Annotated in this window: 17 protein-coding genes; 14 read left to right on the forward strand and 3 right to left on the reverse strand. The window is 33.1% G+C overall.

Annotation, left to right across the window (positions count from 1 at the left end):
- The first annotated feature begins 428 nt into the window (after positions 1 to 428).
- A complete protein-coding gene (locus Q0P94_RS00255; protein ID WP_295112222.1) occupies positions 429 to 3,203 on the forward strand; it encodes a hypothetical protein in 2,775 nt (924 codons plus the stop codon).
- A gap of 134 nt (positions 3,204 to 3,337) precedes the next feature.
- On the forward strand, positions 3,338 to 6,856 hold the full coding sequence (locus Q0P94_RS00260) for a hypothetical protein (protein ID WP_295112225.1): 3,519 nt from the start codon (positions 3,338 to 3,340) through the stop codon (positions 6,854 to 6,856).
- Here Q0P94_RS00260 and Q0P94_RS00265 read toward each other — a convergent pair.
- A complete protein-coding gene (locus Q0P94_RS00265; RefSeq protein WP_295112228.1) occupies positions 6,853 to 7,044 on the reverse strand; it encodes a hypothetical protein in 192 nt (63 codons plus the stop codon). The two genes, Q0P94_RS00260 and Q0P94_RS00265, sit on opposite strands and share 4 nt — an antisense overlap.
- 154 nt (positions 7,045 to 7,198) lie before the next feature.
- On the opposite strand from Q0P94_RS00265, the gene Q0P94_RS00270 reads away from it, so the two are divergent.
- The 8 genes from Q0P94_RS00270 (at position 7,199) to cca (ending at position 17,047) form a co-directional block, all read left to right on the forward strand.
- Positions 7,199 to 10,837, forward strand: a complete 3,639-nt coding sequence (locus Q0P94_RS00270; protein ID WP_295112232.1) for an Ig-like domain-containing protein — start codon at positions 7,199 to 7,201, stop codon at positions 10,835 to 10,837.
- A 92-nt stretch (positions 10,838 to 10,929) separates the two neighbouring features.
- On the forward strand, positions 10,930 to 11,475 hold the full coding sequence (locus Q0P94_RS00275) for a flavodoxin family protein (RefSeq protein WP_295112235.1): 546 nt from the start codon (positions 10,930 to 10,932) through the stop codon (positions 11,473 to 11,475).
- A gap of 25 nt (positions 11,476 to 11,500) precedes the next feature.
- The gene (locus Q0P94_RS00280; RefSeq protein WP_295112238.1) at positions 11,501 to 12,346 is read left to right on the forward strand and encodes a pantoate kinase; all 846 of its coding nucleotides are present in this window, start codon (positions 11,501 to 11,503) and stop codon (positions 12,344 to 12,346) included.
- On the forward strand, positions 12,339 to 12,854 hold the full coding sequence (locus tag Q0P94_RS00285) for an SAM-dependent methyltransferase (protein ID WP_295112241.1): 516 nt from the start codon (positions 12,339 to 12,341) through the stop codon (positions 12,852 to 12,854). Before Q0P94_RS00280 ends, Q0P94_RS00285 begins: the two co-directional genes overlap by 8 nt.
- 333 nt (positions 12,855 to 13,187) lie before the next feature.
- Positions 13,188 to 13,982 (forward strand): 2-amino-3,7-dideoxy-D-threo-hept-6-ulosonate synthase, encoded by a 795-nt coding sequence (locus tag Q0P94_RS00290; protein ID WP_295112244.1) that lies wholly within the window; start codon positions 13,188 to 13,190, stop codon positions 13,980 to 13,982.
- A gap of 9 nt (positions 13,983 to 13,991) precedes the next feature.
- On the forward strand, positions 13,992 to 15,122 hold the full coding sequence (locus tag Q0P94_RS00295; RefSeq protein ID WP_295112246.1) for a 3-dehydroquinate synthase II: 1,131 nt from the start codon (positions 13,992 to 13,994) through the stop codon (positions 15,120 to 15,122).
- Positions 15,123 to 15,132: 10 nt separating this feature from the next.
- Entirely contained in the window at positions 15,133 to 15,690 is a 558-nt protein-coding gene (gene thpR / locus Q0P94_RS00300) for an RNA 2',3'-cyclic phosphodiesterase (protein WP_295112249.1), read from the forward strand.
- A gap of 4 nt (positions 15,691 to 15,694) precedes the next feature.
- Positions 15,695 to 17,047 (forward strand): CCA tRNA nucleotidyltransferase, encoded by a 1,353-nt coding sequence (gene cca, locus Q0P94_RS00305; RefSeq protein WP_295112253.1) that lies wholly within the window; start codon positions 15,695 to 15,697, stop codon positions 17,045 to 17,047.
- A gap of 149 nt (positions 17,048 to 17,196) precedes the next feature.
- Here the strand turns inward: cca and Q0P94_RS00310 are convergent, their stop codons facing one another.
- Both Q0P94_RS00310 and Q0P94_RS00315 read right to left on the reverse strand, forming a co-directional pair.
- Positions 17,197 to 17,406 carry a hypothetical protein gene (locus tag Q0P94_RS00310; protein ID WP_295112256.1) on the reverse strand — a complete coding sequence of 70 codons (210 nt, stop codon included), beginning with the start codon at positions 17,404 to 17,406 and terminating at the stop codon, positions 17,197 to 17,199.
- Positions 17,407 to 17,534: 128 nt separating this feature from the next.
- Positions 17,535 to 17,663 (reverse strand): hypothetical protein, encoded by a 129-nt coding sequence (locus tag Q0P94_RS00315; RefSeq protein ID WP_295112259.1) that lies wholly within the window; start codon positions 17,661 to 17,663, stop codon positions 17,535 to 17,537.
- 188 nt (positions 17,664 to 17,851) lie between these two features.
- Here Q0P94_RS00315 and Q0P94_RS00320 point away from each other — a divergent pair, with 188 nt between their 5' ends.
- Genes Q0P94_RS00320 through Q0P94_RS00335 form a run of 4 tightly spaced genes read left to right on the forward strand, consistent with a single transcriptional unit; the run spans position 17,852 to position 19,982 of the window.
- Positions 17,852 to 18,196, forward strand: a complete 345-nt coding sequence (locus Q0P94_RS00320) for a hypothetical protein (RefSeq protein WP_295112262.1) — start codon at positions 17,852 to 17,854, stop codon at positions 18,194 to 18,196.
- A gap of 45 nt (positions 18,197 to 18,241) precedes the next feature.
- Positions 18,242 to 18,796, forward strand: a complete 555-nt coding sequence (locus tag Q0P94_RS00325) for a DUF2284 domain-containing protein (protein ID WP_295112265.1) — start codon at positions 18,242 to 18,244, stop codon at positions 18,794 to 18,796.
- A 4-nt stretch (positions 18,797 to 18,800) separates the two neighbouring features.
- Positions 18,801 to 19,490, forward strand: a complete 690-nt coding sequence (npdG, locus tag Q0P94_RS00330) for an NADPH-dependent F420 reductase (RefSeq protein WP_295112268.1) — start codon at positions 18,801 to 18,803, stop codon at positions 19,488 to 19,490.
- Positions 19,491 to 19,496: 6 nt separating this feature from the next.
- Complete coding sequence (locus tag Q0P94_RS00335) at positions 19,497 to 19,982, forward strand: hypothetical protein (RefSeq protein WP_295112271.1); 486 nt, start codon at positions 19,497 to 19,499, stop codon at positions 19,980 to 19,982.
- The last annotated feature ends 37 nt before the right edge of the window (positions 19,983 to 20,019 follow it).

Genomic DNA, 20,019 nt, shown 5'->3' on the forward strand with positions numbered 1-20,019 from the left:
CTTTAATTATTATATGATATGTTAATATTATTAGATATGTACAATTTAGAAATATTTATATTACCCTTTATTCAAAAATATACCTACGGAATATGAATTCATAATTAATGGATATTCCTTGAAAATTTAAATAATATAATTATATGTTTATTGAGTTAGAACAAATCTTATATTGAAATGCTTAAATCAAAATTTAGTTAAGTTCTATTTTAACTGTTATGATTGGTATTTTTTGGCCTAGTGTTTTAATTAATTAGTATGATTGATATCCATTAGTTGTATTGTGTTTTTTAGATGCACGATAATGGTTAGGTTATATTATTTGTATAAGTTCGATTTAACTGGAAATAAATTTAAAAATTTATATTATTAAATTTAGTTTGATTTAGTTTAGTATATTTGATTTGTCTCTCGCTTTGAGGGAAATCATGAAATGTAATAAACTAAAGATTTTATTGGTATTTTTAGTACTAATAATGTCTGTTGGGATGGTTTCAGCTAGTGAAAGTGTTTCAATGGACGCAGATGTAAATGATGTGAACGAACAGTTAGCTATAAATCAAGTAATTACAGACGAAAACATTTTAAGTGACGGTGAAGTAGGTACTTTCACCGAACTGGATGAATTAATTACTCAAACTATTAATTCTAAAAAAGATGTATTAGATTTAACAAAAGACTATAAATATGATAGTATAAAAGACAGTAGTATTTTAAGAAATGGGATTTCTATTTCTAGATTTACAATTAATGGAAATAACCATACTATTGATGGGAGTGGAATTGCAAGGATATTCACTCAGTATAGTGGACAAGTAACATTAAATGATATCCATTTTGTAAATGGTAGATCTCCATACGATTCAAACGGTGGGGCAATCATTATAAATTCCGGTAACTTGACAGTCAATCATTGTACATTTGAGAACAATGCGGCACAAAAACATGGTGGGGCTATTGCTGTATCCCTGATTTCAGGTTCAAGCTATGTGAAAGCTTATGACTCCACTTTTGATGGAAATACCGCAAAATATAATGGTGGATCTATATATGCTAGGAACTTGATTGTTGACAATTCTTCATTCAGCGGTAACAGGATATTGACAAGATATTCTAAAAACCATATGCAACTTGAGGAAAAAGGTTTGGGCGGAGCAATTTTTGCTCAAAATTCGCTTATAAACCATTCAACGTTTAAGGGAAATACTGTATTTGGAAATGGTGAATACCAAATTGATGAAGGTGGAGGAGCTATTGTCTCCACAGGTCAGTTAATTGTAGATAATTCCTACTTTGAAAAGAATAAGGGTTTCAAAGGAGGAGCAATATTTGGTATATCAGCTTATGACAGTGAACTAGTTCCTAGAAACTACGTGAAGGTATATAATTCAATATTCTATGATAACAGCGCATATAACGCTGGTGCAATTTGTTCGAATTTTAACCTTACTACTGATCATTGTTTATTTGATAGCAACAATGCGACCGGATATGGTGGTGGAGCTATCAATACAGGATTTAAAAGTAATAATAATATATTCACTTATTCAAATTTCACAAATAATGAAGCGCTTAACTATGGTGGGGCTTTATCTACCAGTCATTCACATATAGACAATTGTATATTTGAAGGTAATAAGGCAAGACATGGTGGAGCTATATTTTCATTAAGTTTTGACATATCAAAGTCCACATTAAAAGATAATGTTGCAACTGAAGGAAAAAACATTATAGTTATCGATGGATACACTAAGGATGATTATACTAAAATATCCGAAAGTGATGTGATTCAGTATAATCAGAACAAGGTTAGTGATTATTTAAATGATGTTCTTGATGGTGCTTCTCGTGATACTCACTACATCCCAACTGGTGATTTCGCAGGGTACAGCGTTTTCTGTGTGGAAGAACATTTGTTCCGTCCGGAAAATACTGAGGGTGTATTGATTGATGATTTATCATACATTGTAAACTCTCTTGACAGGACAGGTGTAGAGGATTACCTCAGAGTAATGTTCTATCTGTTAGATGCACGTCCTGAAAAGTATGTTGATTATACTGACAGGGATATTCAAACTGTCACATGGGTTTTCACAGATGGTGATTATCTTCACTCAAGAGATAGACTTGTAAGAGATGTATTAGACCAATATTATAATCATTGGGATGAAATGAATATGACAAACAACTCATATACTCTTCCTAATGGTGAATTAATGGAATATGACATGGTATTGTTCTTAACTCCATCCGATAGGCAAAATATGGTTTTATTCAAAAGTCAGCCATTCGTTCCAAGACACAACGAAACAGTTAGCAAAACCACTTTAAATACGACTGTTCTTGTAGGTGAGAACGTTAAATTCAAAATCAGTGTTACAAATAACGGTAACATGATTTTAAATGATGTATTTGTTAAAGATATTAAGTATAGTAAAGGTTTAGTTTATAAAAACTGGTATAGTGATGTAGGTAATTGGACCTATGATGGCCATGGAAAATGGACATTGGATCATACTTTAAGATTAAAACAGACTGTAAGTTTCATTGTTGAATTTGAAACTACTGAAGTCGGTGTTTTGGTCAACAATGTAACATCCGGTTACGGAAACTTCACAGTATCCAATTCAACCAATACAACTACAACCTATCCTAATCCTGAAATGTCTGTAAGAAAAATATCTAATAATAAAAAAGTTCAAGTTGGTAAAACTGTCAGCTTTACTGTTGTTGTAGAAAACACCGGTAAATATGATATTACTGGCTTATACATAATTGATAATGATTATAGTGAAGGTTTAGTTTATGATTATTTTGTTGATCCAACCAATCTCTGGCAATATGTCGGAAACGGTAAATGGATTTTCAATGGTGTTTTAAAAGTTGGTGAAAAAAGAAGTATTATCCTTTATTTCATTGCTAAAACAACTGGTTTAAAAACCAATAATGTGACTGCTGGTAACAATCAAACCAATAAGACTGTTAACAGCACTAACAAAACCAATGTTACTAAGGAAAATAAAAAGCCTACAAATAACACTACCAAAAAGGATAATAAAACTAAACATCATCATGAAAACAAAACAAAAGTTCATCATTATAATAAAATTAGATATGATAAGAATGCAACTGGAAATCCTTTGTTTGCTCTGATATTGGTATTAATCAGTCTAAATTTTATTACTTTTAGGCGCAGGAAATAAAACTTAAAGTTATGTATTTTTCATACATAACACTTTTTTCTTTTTTTGTAATGAATTTTACACAAGTATATATAAGACTTTTAATAAATATAACTATATCTTAGCGACATTTTTAAGATAAGGAGGAAATAATTTTGAAATTGAAAAAGAGGATGTTAGTTATATGCTTAATATTATTCATTCTCATCGGTATTTCATCTGTATCGGCGGCAGATAATGATACAGTTGTTCTTTCAGATATTGGTGATATCAATGATGATATTTTAAGTATTGACAATTATAATGATAAAATATTAGGTGATACTAATGATGGAAGTTTTGCTGATTTAAATACAAAAATAAATGGCAATTCTTCAACCAATATTACTCTTGATAAAAATTATACATACTCTACAAGTGACACAATCAAAACGGGTATAGTTATTTCTAAGAATAATATTGTAATTGACGGTAAAGGACATACTATTGATGCTAAAAATCAAGCAAGAATATTTAATGTAACCGGTACAACTGTAACTTTGAAAAACATTAATTTCATTAATGGATTTTCTCAAAAAACTGCTGGTGCAGTTTATAATTACGGTGAAAATCTAAGAATATTGAACTGTACTTTCATGGATAACACTGCAAATTCATGGGGTGGAGCAGTCTATTCATATCCTAACAGTTACAGTATTTTTGCAAACTCTACATTTATAAATAACAAAGGAGCATATGGAGGTGCAATGGCGCTTTTAGGTGACGGAAACCATGCTCGTCATGATGTTTTAAACTGTACTTTCATTGGAAATAAAGCTACTGCCGATGATTTTGGTGGTGGAGCAATATTTTATTATGCCGACTGGGATTCCAATAATTATGTACGCAGTTCTTTATTTATAAATAATACTGCAGTTAATGGTGGAGCTATCTATAACTGTATTAATTCTATGATTGATGTATCAGATTCAATCTTTATTCAAAATTCAGGATATCAAATCGACTCATTTGCATATCATGTTGATGCTAAAAACTGCTGGTTTGGAAACACTGTTGATAATATGTCAGCAAGCCCCAATGTTGGTAAAACAATTAATGTGTCTAACTGGTTATACTTTGATATGATTCCTGATTTCGGATCATTGAGTGTAACCGTTTCAATCAATAATTTGTATGATAATGCAACAGGTAAAACAAGTATTTACAAAACATCAAAATTACCATCAATTGATGTAGGGGTAACTGCTAAAAATGCAACATTTGATAAAAATATTGTAACTTTAGACAACTCAGGCAAAGCAACTGTAAGTTATAATGTAATGAGTGATTATACTTTAACTGCTAAATATGAGAAAATGGAAATATCCAAATCATTTATAAGTGGAAGTTTCACTGAATTACAGGCTTTGATTGATAATGCCCCTGGTGATGAAATTACTTTGGAAAAAGATTACACTTTCACTCCTAGTGTAGATACTCATTTGACTGCAGGAGTTACTATTTCCCGTCCAATTATTATTAATGGTAATGGTTATACTGTTAACGGTGCAGGTAAATCCAGAGTATTTTACATAAATCATGCCCGTGGTGTTACATTAGAGAATATTATAATTGCTAATGGTAATACTTATTTAGCTAATGGTGCAGGTGTATTATGTTATGGTAATAACATTAATTTTATAAATTGTACTTTTATCAATAACTATGCTGACAGTGATGGAGGTGCTGCACTTCATATTACTTATGGTAATGGTACTAATATAATTGACTGTAAGTTTATTAATAATACTGAAATTGAAGATGGTGGTGGTGCTATATATCTTGATGTAAATGGTGTTGAAATTACAAATACTTTATTTGAAGGTAACCATGCAAGAATATGTGGTGGTGCTATACATCTTAATAGTGGAGGTACTAAGATAACTAATTGTACCTTTAAGAATAATTATGCTCATCAAGGTGGTGCAATACGAGATTGTGATTGGAGTGATTTAACCACTATTGTAACTGATTGTATTTTCATTGGCAACAATGCTACTGGTGATAATCAGGAGGATGGTGGTGGTGCTATAAGGGCACATAGAATGAATATTGATAACACTATATTTATTGGAAATAATGCTAAATTCGGTGCTGCTATATTCATAATTGGGGGTAATTATGTGAATGTTGATAAAGCACTTTTCATAAATAACACTGCAAGAACTAATGCAATCGTTTTTTCAGAGTATGGGTCAAATATTGAAAATTCAATTTTTGTAAACAATCATATTCCATTTGGATATTTGATTTCTTCAGTTAACGGTGAAGGTTTCAGAACAAATTATAACTGGTTTGGAAATGTTTGGAAAAATCACAATACTAATTACGTTGTCTCCAACCTTTGTGAAATGGATAACTGGTTATTCTTAAATTTAACTGAAATAGTATATGACGACAATAAATCCACATGGCAAGCAAAATTCAATTTCTTTGTATATGATAAAAATAATGATAACATTATACCATATGATTTCAACAATTTACCATTATTTGATTTGAAATTATCCTCTATAAACTTAACACTTGATAAAAATGTCGTTTCCTTAGGTCAAACAATTAATGCTACTGTAGATTATTATAAAGGAATTCTAATTGCAGAATATGAAAACGTAAAATATGAAATGCCATTCAAATTCAAAATAGATACTTGGATTGAAGTCAATTCCACAATAAATGTACCAATATCCAAGAAAGTTTCAATGCACGATTTGATTCATCCATTTGAATATGATTACATGTACTTCTTGCAAAATGCTAATAGGATTCGCTATGCAAGTAGTGATGCAAGTATTGTAAAAGTAGATAAATGGGGTAACCTTAATGGAGTAAGTTTAGGTGTTGCTAATGTTACCATTTACTTCTATGGTACTGATGTAATGGGTAATGATCAATATAATCCGTCTACTGCGGTGGTTACAGTTAATGTAACACGTATTCCAACTTCACTTAAACCGGTAATTGTACCAAACAGCACAATTGAGTTAAATCCAAATGCTCAAACTGTTCGTTATTCATTGGATCCTTATGTCTCAGGAAGCATAATAAATTACACTTCTAATGATACCAGTATTGCAACAATAGATTATGGAATGCTCAAGACATTAAAATATGGTGTGGTCAATATTACAGTTAGTTATGCCGGAAATGAAAAATACGCTCCATGTTCCACTTCATTTATTTTAACTGTAACTAAAAAACAATCTTCAATTAGTGTATCTAATACTAATTTAACATTAGATGCTGGTCAAAGTCCATATTATGTGGGAGTTTCCGTAAATCCTAGTGGTGTTGATTTAAAAGTTAATTCAAGCAATCCGGATGTTGCTACTGTATCTTTAAATAATGGTCAGTATGTAATCACACCAATTAGTGGAGGTTTAACCAATATTACATTTACTTTTGAAGGCAATGAAAAATATGAACCTTCATCAAATCAAATTTTAGTTAAAGTTATTGATTATGAAACATATATTGATGTTAATTCCACAATTGAAATAAATGTGGGTGATATCGATTCATTACCTAATATTTTCACTTTAAGAGATTCTGACGGAAATCAATTGGTTCTGTCTCCTGTGGCATATAATTTTAAAACTAATGATTCCAATATTTTAAATATTTCCGAATACTAGTCTTTCACTGCATTAAATGCAGGAAAAGCTCTTTTAACTATTGAATTTTTAGGATATGATAAATATAAGGCTTCAAAGGCTTCTGTAACAGTTATTGTATCATCTGTAAAAACTGAAATTAAAGTAGAACCTGAAATTACGATATATGTTGGAGATAATGTTAAACTTAATGAGACTTCAAATATCAATGTTTTAAGCCGTATCTTTAGTTATGCAAGCGATAATAACAATATTGTTTTTGCGAATAAATTTGGATATGTACAGGGTATTTCAGAGGGCAGTGCAAAAGTAACCATCAAATTTGAGGGTAATGACAGATATCAACCTGCAACTGCTGAAGTAATGGTTAATGTTGTTAAAGTTCCTACAACTGTTGAAGTTGGAAAGGTATTTACTTTATTAATCAACGAAACTGAATCACTTAATGCTACTTTAAATCCCCCTGCTGCAGGTAGCTTGCTCAGTTATACAAGCAGTAATGCCAATGTTGTAAAAGTGGATCAGAATGGTAAAATTACTGCTGTTGGTGAAGGTACTGCATATATTACCGTTAAGTTCTCAGGTAACAATAAGTATGCTGCTTCAAATGCTACTGTTGAAGTGAATGTTGCAAGTGGCATTGTATCTTCAGAAATTAAAGTAAATGATACAATTGATTTGAAAGCTGGTGATAAGGTGAATATAGGTGCTGTATTAGTACCTTCCAATGCAGGAATATTGAATTATTCAAGCAATGACACTGATGTTATCACTGTTGATGAAAATGGTGTAATTACTGCAATTGCAGAAGGTCAAGCTATTATTACTATTCAATTAACACCTAAAAATAACTTTGAACCTGCAAGTGCTTCTGTTATTGTTAATGTTTCTCCGGTAGTAACATCTATTGATGTGACCAGCCCTATTGAAATAAATCTAACTGAAACCAAACCTATTGATTATATTTTCTCCCACCCTGATGCTGGAGATTTAGTATTTACAGTAGGTGATGAAAGTATAATTGACCTTGAAAATGGTATTATCACTGCTAAAAAAGTTGGAACCACAACAATTACAATCACTTTCAAAGGAAACAAACAATACACAGCTTCAAGTGCTACAATCAATGTAGCTGTTGTTGATGTTCCTGTAGCTATCGATGCTGCTGATTCCATTACTATAAATGTGACTGATATCCAATCAATTGATGCTAAATTAAATCCTAAAGTTGGTGATTTGGTTTATACTAGTTCTGATGAAAGTATCGTTACTGTAAATCAGAACGGTGTTATTAAAGGTATTAAAACTGGTGAAGCTGACATTACAATTAGCTTTGCAGGAAACGGTAAATATCGTGGAAACTCAACCATTATTCATGTAACTGTTGTTGATGTTCCTGTGGATATTGTCATCGGTGATGATTCAATCAGATTAAACGTAACTGAATATAATAGAATTATTGCTAATTTAAATCCTAAAGTTGGTGATTTGGTTTATACTAGTTCTGATGAAAGTATCGTTACTGTAGATCATAATGGGGTTATTAAAGGTATTAAAGCTGGTGAAGCTGACATTACAATTAGCTTTGCGGGCAACGGTAAATATCGTGCAAACTCCGTTAAAGTTCATGTAACTGTGGATGTTGTAAAAACAGAAATCAAAGTGGAAAATACTGACATTTCATTATTCATTGATGATAATGTAAATCTTAATGCTACTTTAAGTCCGTCTGATGCAGGTGAGTTAAACTACACAAGTAGCGATCCGACAATTGTAAGTATTGATGAAAACGGTCAAATGACCGCTTTAAAAGAAGGTAATGTAATTATTACTGTAAGTTACACTGGTGAAGGCAAATTCGTATCTTCATCCAAATCAGTAAACGTTAAGGTCACCAAAATTGCTACTCAGATAAATATTGACGATATGAATATGGAATTGGGAATATCTGTTGTTGTCAAACCAATAGTTTCCCCTATAGACATATTGATTAAAAACCTTACTTATATAAGTAGCGATGAAAATATTATTGAAATTCATCAAAATGGATATGTATATGCTGCTGCAGCAGGTAAAGCAATAATAACAATCAGATATGCTGGAAATGATAAATACGCTCCATGCGAAAGGAATATGACAATTACTGTTTCACCAAGACACACTTTCATTGAAGTTAAAAACGATATTGAAATTGGATATAGTGACAGTATGGATTTAGGTGCAGTAGTTAAAGCTTCATTTGATACACCAGTGGATGGTAAATTAACATATTCAAGCAGCAATCCTGAAATAGTAAGTGTAGATAAAAACGGTAAAATCACTGCCAATAAACGAGGTAATGCTGTAATAACCATTAATTATGAAGGTTACACCAATCAAGCTGGCTATTTGATATACTATCCATCCAATGCTACAGTCAACGTAGTCGTTGAAGCTATGACTACAGAAATTACCTTGAATTCAAACAAAATAACTTTATATGTGGATGATGAAACTTCTGTCAATGCCAAATTAAACCGTCCTAGTGAAGGTAAATTAGATTACTCAAGCAGCAATCCTAATATTGCTAAAGTTGATTCAAACGGTAAGATTACTGCCGTTGGAAAAGGAAATGCAATAATTACTGTTGCTTATGCAGGAAACAACGATTACCGCTCTTCCTCTGCAAAACTGGAAGTTGTTGTTAAAAAAGTCAGTACAACTATTAAAGTCAATCAATCTGTTCACATGTATGTTGATGGCAATGTTAATTTGAATGCAAGTGTCTTGAAGACAGATGGAAGATTAACCTATTCAAGCAGTAACCCATCAGTTGTCACTGTTGATGCAAGAGGTAATTTGAATGCAGTTAGAACAGGTTCTTCTCAAATTACTATTAAATTAGAAGGAGACAGCAAGTATGCTGAGTCACTAAGAATAGTTATAGTTTATGTATATCTTGTTCCAACTTCTATTAAAGTGGATCCTATTGTGATGTATGTGGGTGATGAGTTTACTATCAAAAATGGATTAACTCCTACAGGCATAGGCAAATTAACTTATGACGGTTATAATTGGGATATAATTGATGTGGACAGTAAAGGTCTTGTTACAGCATACATTGAAGGAACTACTGAAATCATTATTTCATATGCAGGTAACTATAAGTATGCTCCTTCTAACTGTACAGTTCCTGTAACAGTCAAAAAGTTCAGCATTCCATCAGAAGAATGCAAATTTGATATTTTAGTTCGTGACGAGATAGGCACTGCGACATTTAGTGTTAAATTACCTGATTATGCTGAAGGAACCTTTTATATAATTATTGATGGTAATGAAAGTAATATATACAGTGAGGAAATTGTTAACGGTGTAGCTAAACTTACTGTTGAAGATTTAAAACCTGGTCAACACAATGTATCAATGGCATACTCTGGAAATCTAATCTATTCAAGTGTTTCTGAATTTGATAAGTTCTACCTATCAAAAATTAAGATAGATAAAAACAGGGATATTCCTATCCTATACACTGCTACAGGCAAATATATTGTTCACTTAACCAAGGATACTCAAGCTATGTCTGGTAAAGTCGTAACATTCTATCTCAACGGTAAAAAGCTTACTGCAAAAACCAATAAAAACGGTTATGCATACATTAATGTTAAATTGCCGGTTAGAGCAAAACCATATGTTGTCACTGCTCAATTCGGTAACGTTAAAGTTGCAAATAAAATATCCATCAAAAGTATTGTGGTTGCTAAAAACGTTATTGTTAAAAAGTCAGCAAGCATATCCAAAATCCAGGTTTCATTGAAGAAGGTAAACGGAAAATTCTTATATGCCAAAAAGGTTACCTTGAAATTTGCCGGTAAGACATTCATTTCAAAAACCAACAAAAAAGGAATTGCAGTATTCTATCTTAAAAAGGCTGTATTCTCCAAACTTAAAGTTGGTAAGGTTTATAACTATAAGGTTTCCTTCTTAAAAGATTCTGTGGCAAGAAAAATTTTCATTAGAAGATAGGATTTATTTTTTCCTATTTTTTCTTTTTTTTTATTCATTTTTTTAGTAACTTTTATATGATATTTTTTTATTAATTATTATAAGGTGTAATTATGAAAATTTTAGCTTTACAGGGAAGTCCCAGAAAGAAAGGAAATACTAATCGTGTTTTGGATGAAATGATTAAAGGGGCTGAAGATAACGGCCATGAAATTAAGAAATATTTTTTGAATTCTTTGGATATCAGTCCCTGCAATGGCTGTGAGAGATGCGCCAAAGGAAAAGACTGCCAATTTGAAGATGATGGGGCTGAAATTATTAATCAGCTGGCAGATGGTGCAAGTGTGATTTTAGCTTCTCCAATTTACTTTGGTCAGATGACAGCACAGGCAAAAACAATTGTGGATAGGTTCTATTCCATTTTCAATAATCCTGATAAGAAGTTTGATGGAAAGGCAGCAATGATATTCACTCATGCTTTTCCGGATAAGGACATTTACCAGCCATATATCAAACTCACTGAAGCTCAACCATTTTTAAACAATACTGAACTGGAATACATTGAAACATTGGAAGTTGCTGGTGTAAAAGAGATTGGCGATGCAGACAATGCAGAGGATGACCTTAAAAAAGCTTATGATATTGGTCAAAAATTTTAATTAAATTAAAAACAAAGTTGTATATATGAATAAGTCAGTTTTTGTGCCTGGACATGTTACAGGTTTTTTCAATATTGAAAATCATGAGGTGAGCCTTAAAAACGGATCTTGCGGTGTAGGGTTTTTGCTCTCTAAGGGTGTTAGAACCACTATTTCGCCTTCCGAAAAACTGGAAATTGATGTCAATCAGGGTGATGAAACAGTCATTGATGAAGTTTTAAACATTATGGAACTTGATGACACATTCAAAATCACACAGGACATTCAGCTTCCGATAGGGGCAGGATTTGGAACCTCGGCAGCTTCAGCATTAAGTTTAACATTAGCGGTCAATGAATTTTTGGATTTAGGGTATTCGCAGGAATTATGCGGTCAGATTGCACATATGTCTGAAATAAATCTGGGTGCGGGATTGGGTGATGTAATCGCCCAAACAGGCAAAGGCATAGTTTTGAGAACTAAATCCGGTGCTCCAGGCATCGGCGAGATAAAATCATTTAGAAAAGATGTTTTTGTTGGATATAAAACATTTGGCCCTATAAAAACGGCAGATATTATTTCAAACCCTCACCACAAGCAGGTCCTTTCACGGGCCGGTTTGAAATATCTGGAACTATTTGAAAAAGAACCCACCATGGATAACTTTTTATCCTATTCTGCCAAGTTTTCAAGTGAGACAAATTTGATGACTGATGATGTGAAAAATTTAATTGAGTATTTTAATTCTTCGTGTGATATTTTGGGAAGTTCAATGGCAATGCTTGGAAATACTGTATTTGCTTTTGCATATGATGAAGATGCATTCAAAAATTTAGACATTGATGACTTACATGTATGTCAACTTGATAACAATGGTATAGTTTATGATTAAATTAAGTTATGATATTAAAAAATACCGTCAGGATTTAACGGAACTGATTAATGATGGGGATGTAGTTATAGAATTGGGATGTCATCTTGGTGGCACGACAAAAATCATTTCTCACAGTTGCAGAGTCATTGCAGTAGATAATTCACCCGAAGCAATTGATGTGATGGGCAGTCTTGATGGTGTGGAGTTCATTTCAGGGGATGTGAGACGCCATGAAGTTTTGGGCGAGGTTTTTTCGAAAGTTCAAAAGTGTGATGTGCTTGCAATTGACCTTGGAGGTGGATATCATCCTGATACGGTTTTTAAAGTGTTTTACATTTGGTCATCAACATTCAAACCGGCACATACTGTAATTAGAAATCGTGGAATTTTGGAATTTGTCAATTCATCAACTGTCAGCGGTGAGGATTACAGTTCAGATGAAGGTTTTCTGGATTCATATAATGACTCAGGAATCCCTCCGCTTATTAAGGAATTTGACTTATGGACACCTTCGCTTAGGAAGTAACTTAATGTTTTTTTTTAATTATTTGTGTGATTTAATGAATAAATTAAATTAACTATTTTTCTTTTAATTTTCAATCTGTACCATTATTCAATATTTAATTGTCATGCTGATTATCGATTACATTATATTTAATACTGTTTACTGTATATTTTTTATAAAATTAGTGTTTATTTTTGATTATATTTTTCATTATGAAATATTATTCTGTTTAATTTTCATTTATTAAATTTAATGTAATTTTAAACTTCATTTAATATTTTTTTCATATTGTGCAATTAATATTATATATGTTGATAAATATAATATAATTCATAAGTTTAAATGAGGCTTAATATGATGATAGGCAAAAAGATTCGTTTAGAAAGAATCATAAACAGAAATACCGGTAGAACTGTAATTGCACCGATGGATCATGGTGTGTCCAGTGGACCTATTCCTGGTATTATTAATATGGATGAAACTGTTGAAAACATCTCACAAGGTGGGGCAGATGCAATTTTAATGCACAAGGGAATTGTAAAACAAGGCCACCGTGGTTACGGAAAAGATATTGGGTTAATCGTGCATTTGTCAGCAAGTACCTCACTTGCACCGGACCCAAATGATAAGGTAACTGTAACAAGCGTTGAAAAAGCTATTCAGCTTGGAGCGGATGCAGTATCAGTTCATGTAAACCTTGGAAGTGAAACAGAAAGTCAGATGTTGCAGGAATTAGGTGAAATAGCTGAAACCTGTGACTATTGGGGAATGCCTCTTTTGGCAATGATGTACCCAAGGGGTCAGAAGGTGGAAAACGAACACGATGTTGAATTCGTAAAGCATGCAGCTCGTGTAGGTTCAGAACTTGGAGTGGACATTGTTAAGACCAATTACACTGGAGACCCTGATTCATTCAAAGAAGTTGTTGAAGGTGCAATCGTGCCTGTTGTAATTGCTGGAGGGCCTAAAGTTGAAACTGATGAAGAATTGTTGCAAATGGTTAAGGACTCTCTTGAAGTCGGTGGTGCCGGTGTAGCTTTCGGACGTAATTTGTTCCAGGCTGAAAATCCGGGCAAGATTACCCGTGCAATTTCTGAAGTGGTCCATAATGATTTGGAAGTTGATGAGGCTTTGGAATTCTTGAAATAAGGTGATTGTATGCAAGATAAATTCGCTTGGATAAGCACACCTGATGAATTGTGGGAAGATAAAAAGGAAATGATTACCACAGCATTGGAATCAGGAATTGACCATGTTCTTGATTTGGATGATATAGAACAAATCAGAAAACTGGGTAATGTAAAAATAATTGCTAATAGTGACGATGCCGACATATATCTGGTAGGCATTAACGGTGAAGGTGACGGCTTTGTAGATTTGAAAGAAAACTTTGCTGATTCACAGGATATTGCAACTGCAAAAAAAGCAAAAAGCGAAGGAAAAACTGTATGCGCATATATTAAAATCACAGATAAGGCTCATGAACAATTGGCAGTTAAATTAGGGCCTATTGTAGATTATATTATTCTCGTTGGAACTGACTGGACTATCATTCCTCTTGAAAATATCATTGCGGACCTTCAAAAGGAGGATGTAAAAATCATTGCTGCAGTACAGGATCTTGATGGTGCGCGTGTAGCACTTGAAACATTGGAACATGGAACTGATGGAGTAATATTTGAAGCAAATGACTTCAATAAAACCAAAAAAATAGCTCAGGAAGTTGTTGAAGCTTCACAGGCAAAATATGAACTGAAGGTAGCTACAGTAACCAATGTCAAGCCTTTGGGATCTGGAGACAGGGTATGTGTTGATACAACAGACATGATGAAGCCTGGTGAGGGAATGCTTATAGGGTCATATTCAAAATCAATGTTTCTCGTTCATTCCGAATCTTTGGAAAGCGAATATGTTGCTTCACGTCCATTCAGAGTTAACGCAGGTCCTGTTCAGGCATATGTGATGGTGCCTGGAAACAAGACCAGATATCTTGCAGAACTTGTTGCCGGAGATGAGGTACTGATTGTAAATACTGAAGGTGAGACAAGAACCGCATATGTGGGCAGAAGTAAAATCGAGAGAAGACCACTGATATTGATTGAAGCTGAATATGAAGATCAGACAATACGCACTTTACTTCAAAACGCTGAAACTATCAGAATTGTTGATGAAAATAACGAAGCACTGTCCGTAGCTGACATCAAACCTGGTGATAAAGTAAAAGTCTACATTGAAAGCAAGGCACGTCACTTCGGTATAGCTATTGATGAAACAATAATTGAGCAGTGAGTGTGATTTGATGCCTGAAATTAGAGCTTTTCTTGCAATTGATTTGGATGAAGACTTAAAACCTAAAATCAATAAGATAATTAAGAACTTCAAGGAAATTGATGCAAATATTAAATATGTTGATTTGGCTAATCTTCATTTGACATTGAAGTTTTTTGGAGATATTGATGTTGACGGAATTGATTTGCTCAGCCGGAAAATATCAGATGTAGTCTCCGGATTTGATTCATTCAATATTAAGATTATGGGATGCGGTGCATTTCCAAACAAAAACCACATTAAGGTAATTTGGGTTGGTCTTGAAGGGGATAAAGTCCTAAAGGATTTGCATGATAAACTCGATGTTGAATTTAAGAAACTCGGTTTTGAGGCAGATAAAAAATTCTCATCACACCTGACCATCGGACGCATGAAATCCGCCAAAAACAAGAATGAAGTTAAGTCTCAAATAGAGTCTCTTGAGAATTTTGAAATTGGTGAGATGACTGTGGATAGAATAATACTTAAAAAATCTACATTGAAACCATCCGGACCAATATATGAGGATATAAAAGTATTTGAATTGTGATTATATGGATTATGAAGCTATTTTAAAAGATATCAAACCAACAGTTGATGAAAAACAGCATATTGATGATGTTTCCTTCAGGATAATGAATTTCCTTCAGAAGATGTGTGATGCACAGGGCATTGATGCGCATGTGAACCTTGTCGGTTCTGTTGCTAAAAACACGGCACTTAAAGGAAAATCTGATATTGATATCTTCATAGCTTTTCCACTCGACACAGATAAGAAATACTTAAAGGAAACAGGCCTTAAGTTGGCACATTCATGCTGCAGTGAATTCGATGTTGAAGCAGAGCATCACTTTGCTTCACACCCATATGTTACAACCCACATTGAAGGATGTGAAGTGGATATTGTTCCATGCTATGCAATTGAAGACGGAAGTCAACTCAAATCCGCAGTTGACAGAACAATCCTTCACACCAGATATGTAAAAGATAAACTATCAGACGGACAGGATGAAGAAGTCCTTCTTTTGAAACGATTTATGGCAATGACAGGGACATATGGATCCGAGTTTAAGGTAGGAGGATTTGCAGGATATCTGTGTGAGCTGCTTATTATCAAATACGGCAACTTTGAAAATACTCTTGATGCGGCAATCAACTGGAAATTCGGTGAAATTATAGACTTGGAGGATTATGGCACTGCAAATTTATTTAACGACCCTCTAGTTGTAATTGATCCCACTGATAAGAACAGAAATGTTGGTGCTGCTCTACGATTGGACAAGATGGCTGAGTTTATCCAGTCCGCACGTAACTATATAAATTCAGACAATAAACAGGACTATTTTTATCCTCTACAACTCAATTTAAATAAAGAAAATATTCTAAAAGAATTCAAATTGAGAAACAGTGATTTGATAGCATTCAGATTCAGTATTCCTGAAATGCCATTGGATACTCTTCATCCGCAGCTTAGAAAGACATGCGAAGCTCTTGAAAGGAAATTGAACAGTGAGGAGTTCAATGTATTCAAGGCCGATTACTGGAGCGATGAGGTAGATGACTGCGTGATACTGCTTGAAATGTCGTCATCAAAATTGAATAACATTAAGGTAAACATTGGGCCTAAGGTATTCATAAATCAGGCATGCGAAAACTTTGTCAAAAAGTATGGCCGTGAAAACTGCTATATAAAGGATGACTTTTTAGTTCACACGGAAAAAAGAGAATTCAACAATGCAGTTGATTTGATTTCATATATTTTTACACAGGAACATATCGGCCTTATCAAAGTTGGAAAAAACCTTAAGAAAAACCTGATTAACACTCATGAGTTCATTGGTATTGATGAGATTGATCTGAAATTTTTAGATGATTTTTTAAATCCCGGCAAGTATATTGTAAGATAATAGTTAACAAGATGTTAACTACTATAATTTTTCTATTTCTGAAATGCTTAATCCTGTGATTTCTGATATTTCTAAATCGGTCATTATATTTTTTAAATTTTTTGCCACTTCTTTTATTCCTTCTTTAATTCCTTCTTTTTTACCCTCTTCTATTCCTTCTTTTCTACCTTCTTTTCGTGCTTCATCCTTTTCAAGTTGAGCCCATTTTTTTTCGTATGTTCAAAAACTTCTCTAAACAATGCTTCGGTTTCAGGTGTCATATCAATCTCCTTTTTAAATTCTTTTTGTTCATTTTCGGGGACAAATTTTTCAATTTCTAATTGAATTAACTGTTTCTGTAATTTTATCATATCTAACATTTGCAATAATATTATAGTCATAAAATCGAGTCAGATCATCGACTTTAGGACTTTTTAGTTGAAATTCAATATTATATAATTTTCCATCATTTGTTTTACATAAAAAATCTAAATATACTGTTCTCCCGCTAATTGTCGTAATTTCTGTTTTCAAGACTTCTTCTATTTCTTCCGATATATTCTAAAAATTCACTCAGATAAACTGTGATGATTATTTTTAATATGGAGTCATAAATTTGGTGATGTTTTTTGTTCATTTTATAACTTCCTAGTGGTTATTTACTTATTATTTAATTTAAAGATTATAAATAATTTTTGTTGATTTTAAGCTAAATTTTACTCTTTAAACTAAATTTTACAAATATAAATCAATTTTCAGCAACAATCACAATATTAATATACCTTCAAAACCAAAGATAATTTAGTCAAACCTAAAAGTGATACTATGGCACAGAAAACTTTTCTATATGAATATCAGCACAATGACTTGGAAGGTCTGAAAGGTATTGAAAAGGAAGCTTTCAGAAAAGCGGATGAACTCAACGATAATTTGCTTGATTTGAAGATAATGATTGATCAGGTCAATGAGGAATGGGATGAATACATTGAATTTCTGGAAGATAAGAGAATATCAAAATACTGTGAATTCAAATGCCTGGAAACTATTGAATTTGATGGGGAACTGCTTTATGCAATAGTAAACACCCTTAAAAAATCATTGAATGATACCAACAAATCAATTGGTTATAATTCAAAAAAAATCAAAATTAATCGCGTAATTGAAGGATAATATTTATAGAAAGTTTTATAATATTCAATTTTTATAATAATAATTATGTCTGAGATTAAAAAACTCACAGCAGATGTTGATGTCGTTGAATTCTATGAGAAATACGTCGACTTTGATGAAGTGTCAAAACTGTGCATTGAAGAGCAGGAGATGCTTGGATACAACTGGAACTATCCTCCATTTGAATTTGATGTTGCAGACGTCTGGAATTCATATGACAAGCTCAAGATAATCGCTTTTAAAATTGATTTTTCTGAAGAGGAACTGGCACACACTTTTGAAGAAAAGGAACTTGAATTCATTTTGAAAAGATTCGAGAGAATGAAAGTGAAGCTGATGAATGAAATTTACATGCTTGAAGATGAAAATTCTTTGGGTCTCTTTCTTGGCAAATGTAACCTGTGCATGAGATGCACAAGGGAATTCAACATGCCATGCAAGATGCCCTTCAAGATGAGATACTCATTGGAATCTCTTGGTGGGAAAGTCGATGAATGCATCAATGACATTTTTGGATATGAAATAAAATATGCTCATGATGGGAAACTGCCGGAATATATAATTTTCGTCGGCGGATTATTATATGATAAAAATAGGTGATAGAATGAAAGTAAGTATAATTGGAGGAACAGGTCCACAAGGACTTGGAATTGCAGAAAGATTGGCCATTGCAGGCATGGATGTAATTGTAGGTTCAAGAAAAGAAGAAAAAGCATTAGATGTTGTTGCAAAAGCAAAAGAAGATTTATCCGATTATGATTTGTCAAACATGGTAGGCATGGCAAATGAAGACGCTGCAAAAGAAGGCGACGTACTTATAATTACCGTCCCTCTGGCTGCACAAAAACCAACCCTTGAAGGAATCAAGGAGTTCTGTGCTGACAAGATTGTTATGGATGCAACCGTACCTCTTGAAACTGCAATCGGCGGAAAACCTTTCAGATTCATTGATTTGATGGAAGGATCAGCCGCTGAAAGAACTGCTAAAATCTTGGAAGGAACAGGTGCAAAGGTAATCTGTGCATTCTGTAACATTTCAAATTCTCATTTGGCTAACATTCCTGAAGAAATCGACTGTGACTGTCTTATAGCCGGTGATGACGCTGATGCTAAGGCAACTGCAGCGGAAATCATTGATAAAATCCCTGGAATCAAAACAATCGACTGCGGTATTTTGGAAAAAGCACGTATCATAGAAAAAATCACTCCGCTTCTCATTGGACTTAACATTAAATATAAATCCCATTACGGCGGACTTAGAATAACCGGAATTCCTGCACTCGATAAGGAATAGATTAACATGGATTCATTCGAGGCTCTTGTTGGAAAAAACATCCATGATGTAGTCTTGGATGAATCGGAAACTTTTTTTGTTGCTCCTGTGGAGTATTTCTATAAAAACTGTGGCAAGAGATATCCCGCATCGAAATTTAAATTATCTGATTTGGACTATTTTAATTTTATTGGCTTTTCAGAGCTTTTTAAGTATGAATCTGTTTTAATAATATGGCATGATTCAACTGGTATTATAACTGATCTTGAGTTTTATTATTTAAGTAACGACTTTGACGTGCTTTTTAAGGATTACTGGTATATTAAGAAAGCCATTGATAATGGTGAGGCTCACAAGTTGCGTGAAGGTGATACAACTTATCTCGGAGCTTCAAGATTGCCTGAAAAAGTTGCCCAGCCAAACAGTGACAGGCTGGCCGATAGACGTGAACTTGTTTTGAAGAAAAAGTATCTTCAAAAAATCCTTGATGAAATGGGATTTAAATGCAGATAAACTTTATTTTTTAACTTTTTTTGTAATTTTATTCAAT

Origin of the sequence: uncultured Methanobrevibacter sp. (assembly GCF_946184425.1) — an archaeon.
Classification (GTDB): Archaea; Methanobacteriota; Methanobacteria; order Methanobacteriales; family Methanobacteriaceae; genus Methanocatella.

Coding starts and splice junctions, on each gene's coding strand:
- Q0P94_RS00255 (WP_295112222.1), top strand. CDS start 429: ATGAAATGTAATAAACTAAAGATTTTATTGGTATTTTTAGTACTAATA.
- Q0P94_RS00270 (WP_295112232.1), top strand. CDS start 7,199: ATGGTTAATGTTGTTAAAGTTCCTACAACTGTTGAAGTTGGAAAGGTA.
- Q0P94_RS00275 (WP_295112235.1), top strand. CDS start 10,930: ATGAAAATTTTAGCTTTACAGGGAAGTCCCAGAAAGAAAGGAAATACT.
- Q0P94_RS00280 (WP_295112238.1), top strand. CDS start 11,501: ATGAATAAGTCAGTTTTTGTGCCTGGACATGTTACAGGTTTTTTCAAT.
- Q0P94_RS00285 (WP_295112241.1), top strand. CDS start 12,339: ATGATTAAATTAAGTTATGATATTAAAAAATACCGTCAGGATTTAACG.
- Q0P94_RS00290 (WP_295112244.1), top strand. CDS start 13,188: ATGATGATAGGCAAAAAGATTCGTTTAGAAAGAATCATAAACAGAAAT.
- Q0P94_RS00295 (WP_295112246.1), top strand. CDS start 13,992: ATGCAAGATAAATTCGCTTGGATAAGCACACCTGATGAATTGTGGGAA.
- thpR (WP_295112249.1), top strand. CDS start 15,133: ATGCCTGAAATTAGAGCTTTTCTTGCAATTGATTTGGATGAAGACTTA.
- cca (WP_295112253.1), top strand. CDS start 15,695: ATGGATTATGAAGCTATTTTAAAAGATATCAAACCAACAGTTGATGAA.
- Q0P94_RS00310 (WP_295112256.1), bottom strand. CDS start 17,406: ATGTTAGATATGATAAAATTACAGAAACAGTTAATTCAATTAGAAATT.
- Q0P94_RS00315 (WP_295112259.1), bottom strand. CDS start 17,663: ATGAACAAAAAACATCACCAAATTTATGACTCCATATTAAAAATAATC.
- Q0P94_RS00320 (WP_295112262.1), top strand. CDS start 17,852: ATGGCACAGAAAACTTTTCTATATGAATATCAGCACAATGACTTGGAA.
- Q0P94_RS00325 (WP_295112265.1), top strand. CDS start 18,242: ATGTCTGAGATTAAAAAACTCACAGCAGATGTTGATGTCGTTGAATTC.
- npdG (WP_295112268.1), top strand. CDS start 18,801: ATGAAAGTAAGTATAATTGGAGGAACAGGTCCACAAGGACTTGGAATT.
- Q0P94_RS00335 (WP_295112271.1), top strand. CDS start 19,497: ATGGATTCATTCGAGGCTCTTGTTGGAAAAAACATCCATGATGTAGTC.